Source organism: Micrococcus sp. HMSC067E09 (assembly GCF_001812555.1).
GTDB classification, from domain to species: Bacteria; Actinomycetota; Actinomycetes; order Actinomycetales; family Micrococcaceae; genus Micrococcus; species Micrococcus lylae.
This window is the reverse complement of the sequence record NZ_KV809417.1, coordinates 21,271-35,434: the sequence shown is the minus strand read 5'-3', so window position 1 is coordinate 35,434 and position 14,164 is coordinate 21,271. Positions and strand designations below refer to the sequence as shown.

Here is a 14,164-nt window from a genome sequence, read left to right as displayed (position 1 = left end):
GGTGCGGCTCCCGTGCTTCCCCGCGGCCGCAGCGCGTGCGGCCGCGGGGAGCAAGTCGGTTTCCGACGTGTGACCTGGGGTCACTCGCCCTGGGACTTCTCGATGATCTCGTCGGCGACGGCCTTCGGGACCTCGGAGTAGGAGTGGAAGGTCATCGAGAAGACCGCGCGACCCTGGGTGCGGGAGCGCAGATCGCCGATGTAGCCGAACATCTCCGACAGCGGCACGAGGGCCTTGACGACCTTCACGCCGGTGGCGTCCTCCATGGACTGGATCTGGCCACGGCGGGAGTTCAGGTCGCCGATGACGTCGCCCATGAACTCCTCCGGAGTGCGGACCTCAACGGCCATCAGCGGCTCGAGGAGGACCGGGTTCGCCTTGCGCACGCCCTCCTTGAAGGCCTGCGAGCCGGCGATCTTGAACGCCATCTCCGAGGAGTCGACGTCGTGGTAGGCGCCGTCGAGGAGGGTCGCCTTCACGCCGACCATCGGGTAGCCGGCCAGCACGCCGAACTGCATGGCGTCCTGGATGCCCGCGTCCACCGACGGGATGTACTCGCGCGGCACACGGCCGCCGGTCACGGCGTTCTCGAACTCGTAGACCTCGCCGTCGGCGGTGTCCAGGGGCTCGAACTTGAGCTGGACCTTCGCGAACTGGCCGGAGCCGCCGGTCTGCTTCTTGTGGGTGTAGTCGACCTTCTCGACGGTGCGCTTGATGGTCTCGCGGTACGCGACCTGCGGCTTGCCCACGTTGGCCTCGACCTTGAACTCGCGCTTCATGCGGTCCACGAACACGTCGAGGTGCAGCTCGCCCATGCCGCCGATCTCGGTCTGGCCGGTCTCCTCGTTGAGGTTGACGCGGAAGGTCGGATCCTCGGCGACGAGCTTCTGGATGGCGGCGGAGAGCTTCTCCTGGTCGCCCTTCGACTTCGGCTCGATGGCCACGGCGATCACCGGCTCCGGGAACGACATGGACTCGAGGATGATCGGGTGGTCCGGGTTGCAGAGGGTGTCGCCGGTGGTGGTGTCCTTCAGGCCGATCACCGCGTAGATGTGGCCGGCGACGACCTCCTCCACCGGGTTCTCCTTGTTGGCGTGCATCTGGAAGAGCTTGCCGATGCGCTCCTTCTTGCCCTTGGTGGCGTTGAGGATCTGCGCACCGGTCGCCAGACGGCCGGAGTACACGCGGATGAAGGTGAGGGTGCCGAAGAACGGGTGCGAGGCGATCTTGAAGGCCAGGGCCGAGAACGGCTCCTCCTTGGACGGCTCGCGGGTGAGCTCCTCGTCCTCGTCGTTGACGGCGTGGCCCTTCACGGCACCGGCGTCGAGCGGGTTCGGCAGGTAGGCGACCACGGCGTCGAGCATCGGCTGCACGCCGCGGTTCTTGAACGCGGAGCCGCAGAACACCGGGTAGGCCTCGGCGTTCACGGTGAGCTTGCGCACACCGGCGACGATCTCCTCTTCGGTGAGCTCCTCGCCCTCGAGGTACTTCTCCATGAGCTCCTCGTCGGCCTCGGCGACGGCCTCGAGCAGCTGGTTGCGGTACTCCTCGGCCTTCTCCTGCAGGTCGGCCGGGATCTCCTCGGTCACGTACTCGGCGCCCATGGTCACGTCGCCCTTGGCGTCGCCGGGCCACACGAAGGCCTTCATGGAGATCAGGTCGACCACGCCGACGAAGTCGTTCTCGGCGCCGATCGGCAGCTGCATCACGAGCGGCTTGGCACCGAGGCGGGAGACGATGGTGTCCACGGTGAAGTAGAAGTCGGCACCCAGCTTGTCCATCTTGTTGACGAAGCAGATGCGCGGCACTTCGTACTTGTCGGCCTGGCGCCACACGGTCTCGGACTGCGGCTCCACGCCCTCCTTGGCGTCGAACACGGCGACGGCGCCGTCGAGCACGCGCAGGGAGCGCTCCACCTCGACGGTGAAGTCCACGTGGCCGGGGGTGTCGATGATGTTGATCTGGGTGTTCTTCCAGAAGCAGGTCACCGCGGCGGAGGTGATGGTGATGCCGCGCTCCTTCTCCTGCTCCATCCAGTCGGTGGTCGACGCACCGTCGTGGGTCTCGCCGAGCTTGTGGTTCACACCCGTGTAGAAGAGGATGCGCTCGGTGGTGGTGGTCTTGCCGGCATCGATGTGCGCCATGATGCCGATGTTGCGGACCTTGTTCAGGTCGGTCAGCACGTCCTGTGCCACGGTGTCTCCCTTGTGTCGGGTGGGGTGGGGGCTCGTCAGAGTGGTACGGAGAAGGCCGCGGGGATCACTCCCCGGCGGCGGAGGGCCCGGAGCGCGGAGGACACCTCCCCGCCCCGGGCCGACGACGTCACCAGCGGTAGTGGGCGAAGGCCTTGTTGGCCTCGGCCATCTTGTGGCTGTCCTCACGGCGCTTCACGGCGCCGCCGAGGCCGTTCGACGCATCGAGGATCTCATTCATCAGCCGCTCGGTCATGGTCTTCTCGCGGCGGGCCTTGGAGAAGCCGACCAGCCAGCGGAGGGCCAGGGCGGTGGAGCGGCCCGGCTTGACCTCGACCGGGACCTGGTACGTGGCACCGCCGACGCGGCGGGAGCGCACCTCCAGGGCCGGCTTGATGTTGTCCATGGCCTTCTTCAGGGTGGCCACCGGATCGTTGCCGGTCTTCTGACGGGTGCCCTCGAGGGCACCGTAGACGATGCGCTCGGCGGTGGACTTCTTGCCGTCGACCAGCACCTTGTTGATCAGCTGGGTGACCAGCGGGGAGCCGTAGACGGGATCGACGACGAGGGGGCGCTTCGGCGCGGGACCCTTACGAGGCATTACTTCTTCTCCTTCTTGGCGCCGTAACGGGAGCGGGCCTGACCGCGGTTCTTGACGCCCTGGGTGTCGAGCGCGCCGCGCACGATCTTGTAGCGCACGCCGGGCAGGTCCTTCACACGACCGCCGCGGACGAGCACGATCGAGTGCTCCTGCAGGTTGTGACCCTCGCCCGGGATGTACGCGGTGACCTCGATGCCGCCGCTGAGGCGGACACGGGCGACCTTGCGCAGCGCCGAGTTCGGCTTCTTCGGGGTCGTGGTGTACACGCGGGTGCACACGCCACGACGCATGGGGTTGCCCTGCAGCGCAGGGGCCTTCGTATTGACGATCTTCGGTGAGCGGCCCTTGCGGACCAGCTGCTGAATCGTAGGCACTCTTCAGCCTTCCTGTGTTTCGGTGATCGCTGACGTGATCTGCCGAGCCGGCAGGCCAGAGGGCCTCGGGTTCGGCGGCTGCTCGTTCCTCGTTCTGCCTCTCCTGTGGGGCTCCATGAGCAAACGTCCGCAGGCGTGCAAAAGTGTGGCATTCGTTGCGCAACTTCCCCGCAACCCGGACCGCGTCCATACTGCCACACGAAAAACAATCGGATCGAGAATACCATGCGCGCCCACACGCGCCAACACGGGGTGCGAGAGGACACATCGGCCGGGCCGCGATCCCGGGCGCTCCCCGCGCCCCCGCCGTAGACTGGCCGCGTGACACCCGAACCTGATGCAGCACAGACGACCCCGTCCGCCCCGTCCGGTCCTTTGACCGTGCGCGGCATCGACGAGGCTCAGCACACCGCCTTCCTCGCCCGCCACCCGGAGGCCTCCTTCCTCCAGAACCCGCGCTGGGCCAACGTGAAGACGGACTGGCGCGGCCAGTCCGTGGGCATCTTCCGCGGCACCGAGCTCGTGGGCGCGGCCCTCGTGCTCGCCCGCCCCCTGCCGGTGCCGGCCCGCGTGCCCGTGCTGGGCAAGGCCTTCCTCGCCTACATCGCCGAGGGACCGGTCCTCGACGAGGGCGTACGCCTCGTGGACGCGCTCACCCCGCTGGTGCAGCTGCTGAAGTCCCAGGGCGCCTTCCTGGTCCGCGTGGGCCCGCCCGGCGTGGTCCGCACCTGGGAGGCGGACACCGTCCGCAAGTCCCTCACGGACCCGCAGTACACGGTGCTCACCGACCTGCCCTGCGAGGTCACTCCCGGCGCCCTCGAGCTGCAGGACGAGCTCCGTGCCGCCGGCTGGCAGGCCCCCGAGGTCCTCGAGGGCTTCTCCGCGGGCCAGCCGATGTTCCAGGCCCGCATCCCGCTGAAGGACCTGGACGTGGACGGCGTGCTCACCCGCATGTCCGGCTCCTCCCGCAAGCGCACCCGCCGCTCCACCCGCAACGACCTGGACGTCGTCACCGCCGGCGTCGAGCGCCTCGGCGAGTGGGAGGCCCTGCAGGACGAGACCGCCGAGCGCGACAAGTTCACCGGCCGACCCAAGGAGTACTTCCAGCGCGTGATCGAGCAGCTGGGCGGCTCTGAGATCGCCGACGTCACCTACTACATCGCCGAGTACGAAGGGGAGCCGGTCGCCGCGGCCTTCCACTTCCGCCAGGGCCACATCTGCTACCGCCCCTACTCCGCCTCCTCCCAGAAGGAGCGCAAGCGGGACGCCCCCCGCCTGTTGCAGCTCACCCAGATCGAGGCCGGCATCGCCGACGGCTGCCACTGGCTGGACCTGGGCGGCGTGCCCGGCTCCGTGGACCACGAGAACCGGATCACCGGCCTCACCGAGTTCAAGACGACGCAGGGCGCCAACATCGTGCAGACCCACGGAGAGTGGGACTTCCCGGTCAACAGGCTCCTCGCCAAGGCGTTCACCCTGTACATGTCGCGTCGCTGACGCGTCCGCTCCCGGGAGCCCACGGCCCGGCGCCCTCCGCACGGAGGGGCCGGGCCGTCGTCGTTCCCTATGCCGTCCCGGCGCGGCACGACGACGGCACCCGCCTCCGCCCGCCGGTCCGCCCCGTCCCCGGCGGGCACGGCGGAGGGCCCGCCCCTCCCCCGCCTTGCGGGAGCGGGACGGGCCCTCAGCTCAGCCGACCGGACCGACGGGTCCGGACCGGGTCAGGCGCGGAAGTCGCCGCCGCGGCCGTAGTCGTCCAGGGTCATGGCGTGGAAGTCGCCGCCCATGGACTGGTCCAGGCCCGGGTAGTCGAAGTCCGCGAAGCCGGAGGGCGAGGTGAACAGGTTCGCCTTCGCCTCCTCGGTCGGCTCCACCACGGTCTGGGTGTAGCGGTCCAGGCCGGTGCCGGCCGGGATCAGCTTGCCGATGATCACGTTCTCCTTCAGGCCCAGCAGCGGGTCCTCCTTGCCCTCCATGGCGGCCTGCGTGAGCACGCGGGTCGTCTCCTGGAAGGACGCGGCGGACAGCCACGAGTCGGTCGCCAGCGAGGCCTTGGTGATGCCCATGAGCTCGTCACGGCCGGAGGCCGGCTGACGGCCCTCGGACACGGCGGCGCGGTTGGCGGCCACGAAGCGGACGCGGTCGGTCAGCTCGCCCGGCAGCAGGTCGGTCTCACCGGACTCGATCACAGTGATGCGACGCAGCATCTGGCGGACGATGACCTCCACGTGCTTGTCGTGGATGCCCACACCCTGGGACTGGTACACGTTCTGCACCTCGTCCACGAGGAAGCGCTGGGCAGCTCGGGGGCCGAGCACGCGCAGCACCTGCTTCGGGTCCACCGCACCGGCCACCAGCTGGGTGCCCACGGCCACGTGCTCGCCGTCCTCCACCAGCAGGCGCGCACGGCGCAGCACCGGGTAGGCGATCTCCTCGGAGCCGTCGTCCGGAGTCAGGATCAGGCGGATCGAGGTCTCGTCGTCCTCGACGGTCACACGGCCGGCGACCTCGGAGATCGGGGCCATGCCCTTCGGCGTGCGGGCCTCGAACAGCTCCTGGATACGCGGCAGACCCTGCGTGATGTCGTCCGCGGACGCCACACCGCCGGTGTGGAAGGTACGCATGGTCAGCTGGGTGCCCGGCTCACCGATCGACTGGGCGGCGATGATGCCCACCGCCTCGCCGATGTCCACCATCTGGCCGGTGGCCATGGAGCGGCCGTAGCACTTCGCGCAGGTGCCCACGGCGGACTCGCAGGTGAGCACGGAGCGCACCTTGATCTCGGTCACGCCGGCGGCCACGAGCTCGCCGATCAGGACGTCGCCCACGTCGGCGCCGCCCTTCGCCACCACCGTGCCGTCGACCTCCACATCGGTCGCCAGGGTGCGGGCGAACGCCGAGTTCTCCACCGTCTCGTGCTGCCGCAGCTCGCCGTTGGCGTCGGCCACGGCGATGGTCACAGCCAGGCCGCGCTCGGTGCCGCAGTCCTCCTCGCGGACGATGACGTCCTGGGAGACGTCCACGAGACGTCGGGTCAGGTACCCCGAGTTCGCGGTCTTCAGCGCGGTGTCCGCGAGGCCCTTGCGGGCGCCGTGGGTCGCGATGAAGTACTCGAGCACGGACAGGCCCTCGCGGTAGGAGGACTTGATCGGACGCGGGATGATCTCGCCCTGCGGGTTCGCCACCAGGCCGCGGATGCCCGCGATCTGGCGCACCTGGAGCCAGTTGCCTCGTGCACCGGAGGTCACCATGCGGTTGATGGTGTTCAGCGTCGGCAGGCCGGCACGCATGGCCTCGGCGACCTCGTCGGTCGCCTTGTTCCAGATGTCGATCAGCTCGGAGCGACGCTCGTCGTCCGCGATGAGGCCCTTGTCGTACTGGGCCTGCACACGGCGGGCCTGCTCCTCGTAGCCCTCCATGATGGCGGCCTTGTCCATGTCCGAGGTGATGTCGGAGATGGCCACGGTGACTCCCGACCAGGTGCCCCAGTAGAAGCCGGCGTCTTTGAGGTTGTCCAGCGTCTGGGCGGTGACGGCCATCGGGTAGCGCTCGGCCAGGTCGTTGACCAGCTTGCCGAGGGTGCCCTTGGTGGCCTGGGTGTCCAGCCACGGGTAGTCGGCCGGCAGCAGGTCGTTGAAGATGACCTTGCCCAGGGTCGTCTCGATCAGGGCGGGCTCACCCTCGTTCCACTCCTCGGGAGCGGACACGGCGGCCGAGGGCACGAAGCCCTCCACCGCGATCCTGGCCGGGGCGTTCAGGTGCAGCTCGCCGGCGTCGAAGGCCATGATGGCCTCGGCGACCGAGGAGAACTCGCGGCCGGCGCCGACCTCGTCCTCGCGGACGGTGGTCAGGTGGTTCAGGCCGATGATCATGTCCTGTGCGGGGACGGCCACGGCGCGGCCGTCCGACGGCTTCAGGATGTTGTGGCTCGAGAGCATGAGCAGTCGGGCCTCGGCCTGGGCCTCCGGCGACAGCGGCAGGTGGACCGCCATCTGGTCGCCGTCGAAGTCCGCGTTGAACGCCGAGCAGACCAGCGGGTGCAGCTGGAGGGCCTTGCCCTCGACGAGCTGCGGTTCGAAGGCCTGGATGCCCAGACGGTGCAGGGTGGGTGCGCGGTTCAGCAGCACCGGGTGCTCGGTGATGACCTCTTCGAGCACGTCCCACACCTGGGGGCGGAAACGCTCCACCATGCGCTTGGCGGACTTGATGTTCTGCGCGTGGTTCAGGTCCACGAGGCGCTTCATCACGAACGGCTTGAACAGCTCCAGCGCCATCTGCTTCGGCAGGCCGCACTGGTGCAGCTTCAGCTGCGGGCCGACCACGATGACCGAACGGCCCGAGTAGTCGACGCGCTTGCCGAGCAGGTTCTGGCGGAAGCGGCCCTGCTTGCCCTTGAGCATGTCGGACAGCGACTTCAGCGGGCGGTTGCCCGGACCGGTGACCGGGCGGCCGCGACGGCCGTTGTCGAACAGGGAGTCCACGGACTCCTGGAGCATGCGCTTCTCGTTGTTCACGATGATCTCGGGGGCACCGAGGTCGAGCAGGCGCTTCAGGCGGTTGTTGCGGTTGATCACGCGACGGTAGAGGTCGTTGAGGTCGGAGGTCGCGAAGCGGCCGCCGTCCAGCTGGACCATCGGGCGCAGCTCCGGCGGGATCACCGGGACCGCGTCGAGGACCATGCCCTCCGGGGAGTTGTCCGTGGTCAGGAACGCGTTGACGACCTTCAGACGCTTCAGGGCGCGGGTCTTGCGCTGGCCCTTGCCGGTCTTGATGGTCTCGCGCAGCATCTCGGCCTCGGCCTCGAGGTCGAAGGTCTCCAGGCGCTTCTGGATGGCCTCCGCGCCCATGGCACCGGTGAAGTACTGGCCGTACTTGTCGCGCATGGCGCGGTAGAGACCCTCATCGCCCTCGAGGTCGGCGACCTTGAGGTTCTTGAAGCGGTCCCAGACCTGCTCCTTGCGGTCCAGCTCCGCGTCCGCACGCTTGCGGATCTGCGCCATGGTCTTGTCCGCGGCGTCGCGGGCCTTCTTCTTCTCCGCGGCCTTGGCGCCCTCGGACTCCAGCTTGGCCAGGTCCTTCTCCAGGTCACCGGCGATCGCGGCGATGTCCGCGTCGCGCTGCTCGGCCAGGACACGGGTCTCCTGGTCATGCTCGGCCTGCAGGTTCGGCAGGTCCTTGTGGCGGGCCTCCTCGTCCACAGAGGTGATCATGTAGGCCGCGAAGTAGATGACCTTCTCGAGGTCCTTCGGGGCCAGGTCCAGCAGGTAGCCCAGGCGCGAGGGCACGCCCTTGAAGTACCAGATGTGGGTCACGGGGGCGGCGAGCTCGATGTGGCCCATGCGGTCGCGGCGCACCTTGGAGCGGGTCACCTCGACGCCGCAGCGCTCGCAGACGATGCCCTTGAAGCGCACGCGCTTGTACTTGCCGCAGGCGCACTCCCAGTCACGGGTCGGGCCGAAGATGCGCTCGCAGAAGAGCCCGTCCTTCTCCGGCTTGAGGGTGCGGTAGTTGATGGTCTCCGGCTTCTTCACCTCGCCGTAGGACCAGCGGCGGATGTCCTCCGCCGTGGCCAGGCCGATGCGCATCAGGCCGAAAGAGTTGTCAGTGGACATGCTGTGAACGGTCATGTTCCGGTGAACTCCTCAGTTCAGTGGTTCTCAGGTGACGTCTTGTGGGTGCGGGAGCGAGGGGCTCAGACTTCCTCGACCGAGCTCGGCTCGGCGTGGGACAGGTCGATGCCCAGCTCCTCGGCGGCCCGGAAGCTCTCGTCATCCGAGTCACGCATCTCGACGGTCTGCCCGTCCGCGGAGAGGACCTCCACGTTGAGGCACAGGGACTGCATCTCCTTGATGAGGACCTTGAAGGACTCCGGAACGCCCGGCTCCGGGATGTTCTCGCCCTTCACGATGGCCTCGTACACCTTCACACGCCCGTGGATGTCGTCGGACTTGATGGTCAGCAGCTCCTGGAGGGTGAACGCGGCGCCGTACGCCTCGAGCGCCCACACCTCCATCTCGCCGAAGCGCTGGCCACCGAACTGGGCCTTTCCGCCGAGCGGCTGCTGGGTGATCATCGAGTACGGGCCGGTGGAGCGCGCGTGGATCTTGTCGTCCACGAGGTGGTGCAGCTTCAGCATGTACATGTAGCCGACGGAGATCGGGTCCGGGAACGGCTCGCCGGTGCGGCCGTCGAACAGCCGGGCCTTGCCGTCGGTGCCCATCAGGCGCTCGCCGTCGGGGGTCACGTTGACATGGCCCAGCAGGCCCTCGATCTCGTAGGCCTCGGCACCGTCGAACACCGGGGTGGCGACGTTGACCGGTCCGGACTGCCGCGGGAAGTTCGGCAGGTCCTTGATCCACTCGGGCTCACCCTGGATGTCCCAGCCGCGGGAGGCGGCCCAGCCCAGGTGCAGCTCCATGACCTGGCCGAGGTTCATTCGGCCCGGCACGCCCAGCGGGTTCAGGATGACGTCCACCGGGGTGCCGTCGGCGAGGAACGGCATGTCCTCCACCGGCAGGATCTTGGAGATGACGCCCTTGTTGCCGTGACGGCCGGCCATCTTGTCTCCGTCGGTGATCTTGCGCTTCTGCGCGACGTAGACGCGGACCAGCTGGTTCACGCCCGGAGGCAGGTCGTCGTCCTCGTCGCGGTCGAAGATGCGCACGCCGATGACGGTGCCGGACTCGCCGTGGGGCACCTTCAGCGAGGTGTCGCGCACCTCGCGGGACTTCTCGCCGAAGATGGCGCGCAGCAGGCGCTCCTCCGGGGTCAGCTCGGTCTCGCCCTTCGGGGTGACGCGGCCGACGAGGATGTCGCCGGCCTCCACCTCGGCGCCGATGTGGATGATGCCGCGCTCGTCGAGCTGGGACAGCACCTCGTCGGACACGTTCGGGATGTCGCGGGTGATCTCCTCGGCGCCCAGCTTGGTATCACGGGCGTCGACCTCGTACTCCTCGATGTGGATCGAGGTCAGCACGTCGTCGGAGACCATGCGCTGGGACAGGATGATGGCGTCCTCGTAGTTGAGGCCCTCCCACGGCATGAACGCCACGAGCAGGTTCTTGCCCAGGGCGAGCTCGCCGTTGTCGGTGGCGGGGCCGTCGGCGATGATGCTCAGCGGCTCCACGCGGTCGCCCTCGGACACACGCACGCGCTGGTTGTACGCGTTGCCCTGGTTCGAGCGGGCGAACTTCATGATCGGGTAGTGCGTGGTGGTGCCGTCGTCGTTCATGACGGTCACCAGGTCGGCGGCCACCTCGGTCACGACGCCGGCCGCGGTGGCCGTCACGGAGTCGCCGGCGTCCACGGCCACGTACTTCTCCATGCCGGTGCCCACGTACGGCGCCTCGGACTGCAGCAGCGGCACGGCCTGGCGCTGCATGTTGGCGCCCATGAGCGCGCGGTTGGCGTCGTCGTGCTCGAGGAAGGGGATGAGGGCGGTCGCGGCCGACACCATCTGGCGCGGGGAGACGTCCATGTAGTCGATGTCGTCCACAGCGGACAGCACCGGCTCGCCGCCGCCGCCGCGCTGACGGCAGAGGACCAGGTCCTCGACGAAGCGGCCGTCCTCGCCCACCGGCGCGTTCGCCTGCGCGATCTGGCAGCCGAGCTCGTCGTCCGCGGTCAGGTAGTCGACCTTGTCGGTGACCCTGCCGTCCTCGACGCGACGGTACGGGGTCTCGATGAAGCCGAAGGAGTTGATGCGACCGAAGGTCGCGAGCGAGCCGATGAGGCCGATGTTCGGCCCCTCAGGGGTCTCGATCGGGCACATGCGGCCGTAGTGCGACGGGTGGACGTCGCGGACCTCCATGCCGGCACGGTCGCGCGAGAGGCCGCCCGGGCCGAGCGCGGACAGGCGACGCTTGTGCGTCAGGCCCGCCAGCGGGTTGTTCTGGTCCATGAACTGGGACAGCTGGGAGGTGCCGAAGAACTCCTTGATCGACGCCACGACCGGGCGGATGTTGATCAGGGTCTGCGGGGTGATCGCCTCGACGTCCTGGGTGGTCATGCGCTCACGCACGACGCGCTCCATGCGGGACAGGCCGGTGCGGATCTGGTTCTCGATCAGCTCGCCCACGGCGCGGATGCGGCGGTTGCCGAAGTGGTCGATGTCGTCGATCTCGACGCGCACGTCCACGTCCTCGCCGTCGTGGGTGCCCTTGATGGTGGACTCGCCGGCGTGCAGGGCGCAGATGAAGTGCACCATCTGGGCCACGTCGTCCTCGGTCAGCACGGTGGAGTGCGGATCGGACAGCGGCACGTCCACGCCCAGCTTGCGGTTGAGCTTGTAGCGGCCCACCTTCGCCAGGTCGTAGCGCTTCGGGGTGAAGTACAGGTTGTTCAGCAGGGTCTGGGCGGCATCCACGGCGGCCGGCTCTCCCGGGCGCAGCTTGCGGTAGATGTCGAGCAGGGCCTCGTCCTGGTCCGCGGTGCCGTCCTTCTCCAGGGTGGCGCGGATGGAGTCGTACTGGCCGAACTCCTCGAGGATGCGGGACTCGGTCCAGCCCATGGCCTTGAGCAGCACGGTCACCGGCTGCTTGCGCTTGCGGTCCAGGCGGACGCCCACCTGGTCGCGCTTGTCCACCTCGAGCTCGAACCAGGCGCCGCGCGAGGGGATGATCTTGGCGGAGAAGATCTCCTTGTCCGAGGTCTTGTCCGGGGTGCGCTCGAAATAGGCGCCCGGGGAGCGGACCAGCTGGGACACGACGACGCGCTCGGTGCCGTTGATGATGAAGGTGCCGTTCTTGGTCATGAGCGGGAAGTCGCCCATGAAGACGGTCTGCTGCTTGATCTCGCCGGTCGTGTTGTTCATGAACTCGGCCTTGACGTACAGCGGCGCGGCGTAGGTGGCGTCGCGCTCCTTGCACTCCTCCTCCGGCATCTTCGCGTCCGCGAACTCCGGATCGGAGAACGACAGGGACATGGTCTCCTGGAAGTCCTCGATCGGGGAGATCTCTTCGAAGATGTCCGTGAGGCCGGAGGTCACCGGCACGGAGTGGTCGCCGGCGGCCTGGGCCTGCTCGGCGCGCGCGGCCCAGCGCTCGTTGCCGACGAGGCGGTCGAAGGAGTCGGTCTGCAGCGCCAGCAGATCGGGCACGTCCAGCGGCTCGGCGATCTTGGCGAAGGAGATGCGACCGGCGGAGGCGCCGGAACGCGGGGAGACGGAAGCGGTTTCGTTGGAGGTGCTCGAGGCGACCACGTAGGATCCTTCCACAGGCTTTCGGGGGTCCGTGTTCGGCTCTCCCAGGACGGCCCAGATGCCGTGTGCGGGCCCACCGCCATATGAAGGCCACGCTCGTCCGCGCCGTCGGCCCTGAATCGACGGTCTGTCGTCAGGGCGCGCGGAAGCAGGGAGATGCAAAGATCCAGAGTATCGCTCCATACCACGGTTGTCCACCGGGCCCGCGTCACCTCGGCTCCGCGTGGCGGGCAGGGAGCCTGCCCGCCTCCCCCGCGGCCCTTCCCGACGACGGATGCTCGCCTTCCCCGGGGTCGTCGCCATCCACCCCCGGACACGACGCGACCCCCGTTCCGCAGCAGCGGAACGGGGGTCGGGTGCGAAGCTCAGATGCGGCGCGAGGCCGCGATCATCACTTGAGGGTGACGGTGGCGCCGGCGCCCTCGAGCTGCTCCTTGGCCTTGTCGGCGGTCTCCTTGTTGACGCCCTCGAGGACCGGCTTCGGGGCGCCGTCCACCAGGTCCTTGGCCTCCTTCAGGCCGAGGGAGGTGAGGGCGCGCACCTCCTTGATGACGCCGATCTTCTTGTCGCCGGCGGCCTCGAGGATGACGTCGAACTCGTCCTTCTCCTCGGCGGCGGCGGCCTCGCCGCCGGCAGCGGCACCGCCGGCGGCGGCAACGGCGACCGGGGCGGCAGCGGTGACGTCGAACTTCTCCTCGAACGCCTTGATGAACTCGGAGAGCTCGATGAGGGTCAGCTCCTCGAAGGCGGCGAGCAGCTCGTCGGTGGTCAGCTTGGCCATGATGGCTCCTTTACGTGTTTGCTACGTGAAGTAGGTGTGGATGAGGGCCGCGCGGCCCATCGGGTGGGTAGGACGCTCAGGCGTCCTGCTTGGCGCGCAGCGCCTCGACCGTGCGGACGGACTTCGACAGCGGGGCCTGGAACAGGGCGGCGGCCTTGTTCATGGAGCCCTTCATGGCGCCGGCGAACTTGGACAGCAGCACCTCGCGGGACTCGAGGTCCGCGATCTTCTTGATGCCGGCCTCGTCCAGAGGCTGGCCGTCCATGTAGCCGCCCTTGAGCACGAGCTTGTCGTTGTCCTTGGCGAAGTCACGCAGAGCCTTCGCGACGTTGACCGGGTCACCGGTCACGAAGGCGATCGCGGTCGGACCGGTCAGGTGGGACTCGAGCCCCTCCACGCCGGCCTCCTTGGCCGCGATCTCAGTGAGCGTGTTCTTCGCCACGGCGTAGGTCGCGTCCTGACGGAGGGCGTCGCGAAGCTGCTTGAGCTCGCCCACCGTCAGGCCACGGTACTCCGTCAGCACAGCGGCGCTGGACTCACGGAACAGGTCCGCGAGCTCGGCCACCGCCGTCTTCTTTGCAGACGTCGCCATGGCACTCCTCTCAATGGGATCTTCATTCGGAACCGCGCGATCCCCACAAAGAGAAACGCCCCGTGCAGGTGCACGGGGCGCGGCGGGACGGCGGGCTCCACGAAGGAGTCCATGTGTCAGCGCGTGGCTCACGTTTCACCTGCGCAGGTCGCCTCCGCTCGGAGGACCTTCGGCGGCTCTCCTGCCCGAGGGCATGGAGCACCGCAACCGGCGGTCTTCGGTTCGACCATCGTATCCCATGCGCGCCCCGCGCGCCAAACCGCCCTGCGCGCGCCGCGCGCCCCGCGCGCCAAACCACCTGCGCGCGCCTCACACGTCGAGCCAGAAGAATCGGCCCCTTCCCCGCGCGGCGAAGCAGCCGTTCCTTCTGGTTCGGCGCACAGGGTCCCGACCATGGTTCGGCGTACAGGGTCCCGTGCGTGGTT

Annotated in this window: 8 protein-coding genes; 1 reads left to right on the top strand and 7 read right to left on the bottom strand. The window is 68.5% G+C overall.

Going from position 1 to position 14,164, the window contains the following annotated elements:
- Positions 1-80 precede the first annotated feature (80 nt).
- The 3 genes from fusA to rpsL form a co-directional block, all read right to left on the bottom strand.
- Positions 81-2,195 (bottom strand): elongation factor G, encoded by a 2,115-nt coding sequence (gene fusA, locus HMPREF2863_RS01865; RefSeq protein ID WP_067188455.1) that lies wholly within the window; start codon positions 2,193-2,195, stop codon positions 81-83.
- Between the two features lie 127 nt (positions 2,196-2,322).
- Positions 2,323-2,793 carry a 30S ribosomal protein S7 gene (gene rpsG, locus HMPREF2863_RS01860; RefSeq protein ID WP_067188458.1) on the bottom strand — a complete coding sequence of 157 codons (471 nt, stop codon included), beginning with the start codon at positions 2,791-2,793 and terminating at the stop codon, positions 2,323-2,325.
- A complete protein-coding gene (gene rpsL, locus HMPREF2863_RS01855) occupies positions 2,793-3,167 on the bottom strand; it encodes a 30S ribosomal protein S12 (protein ID WP_067188459.1) in 375 nt (124 codons plus the stop codon). The genes rpsG and rpsL overlap by 1 nt, the downstream gene beginning before the upstream one ends.
- Before the next feature lie 321 nt (positions 3,168-3,488).
- Here rpsL and HMPREF2863_RS01850 point away from each other — a divergent pair, with 321 nt between their 5' ends.
- Complete coding sequence (locus HMPREF2863_RS01850) at positions 3,489-4,664, top strand: lipid II:glycine glycyltransferase FemX (protein ID WP_245232123.1); 1,176 nt, start codon at positions 3,489-3,491, stop codon at positions 4,662-4,664.
- A 224-nt stretch (positions 4,665-4,888) separates the two neighbouring features.
- Here HMPREF2863_RS01850 and HMPREF2863_RS01845 read toward each other — a convergent pair whose 3' ends face one another.
- The 4 genes from HMPREF2863_RS01845 to rplJ form a co-directional block, all read right to left on the bottom strand.
- A complete protein-coding gene (locus tag HMPREF2863_RS01845) occupies positions 4,889-8,779 on the bottom strand; it encodes a DNA-directed RNA polymerase subunit beta' (protein WP_067188463.1) in 3,891 nt (1,296 codons plus the stop codon).
- Between the two features lie 80 nt (positions 8,780-8,859).
- Positions 8,860-12,366, bottom strand: a complete 3,507-nt coding sequence (rpoB, locus tag HMPREF2863_RS01840) for a DNA-directed RNA polymerase subunit beta (protein WP_070637555.1) — start codon at positions 12,364-12,366, stop codon at positions 8,860-8,862.
- Positions 12,367-12,757: 391 nt separating this feature from the next.
- On the bottom strand, positions 12,758-13,147 hold the full coding sequence (gene rplL, locus HMPREF2863_RS01835) for a 50S ribosomal protein L7/L12 (protein ID WP_067188467.1): 390 nt from the start codon (positions 13,145-13,147) through the stop codon (positions 12,758-12,760).
- Positions 13,148-13,223: 76 nt separating this feature from the next.
- Complete coding sequence (gene rplJ, locus HMPREF2863_RS01830; protein WP_067188469.1) at positions 13,224-13,739, bottom strand: 50S ribosomal protein L10; 516 nt, start codon at positions 13,737-13,739, stop codon at positions 13,224-13,226.
- Between the last annotated feature and the right edge of the window lie 425 nt (positions 13,740-14,164).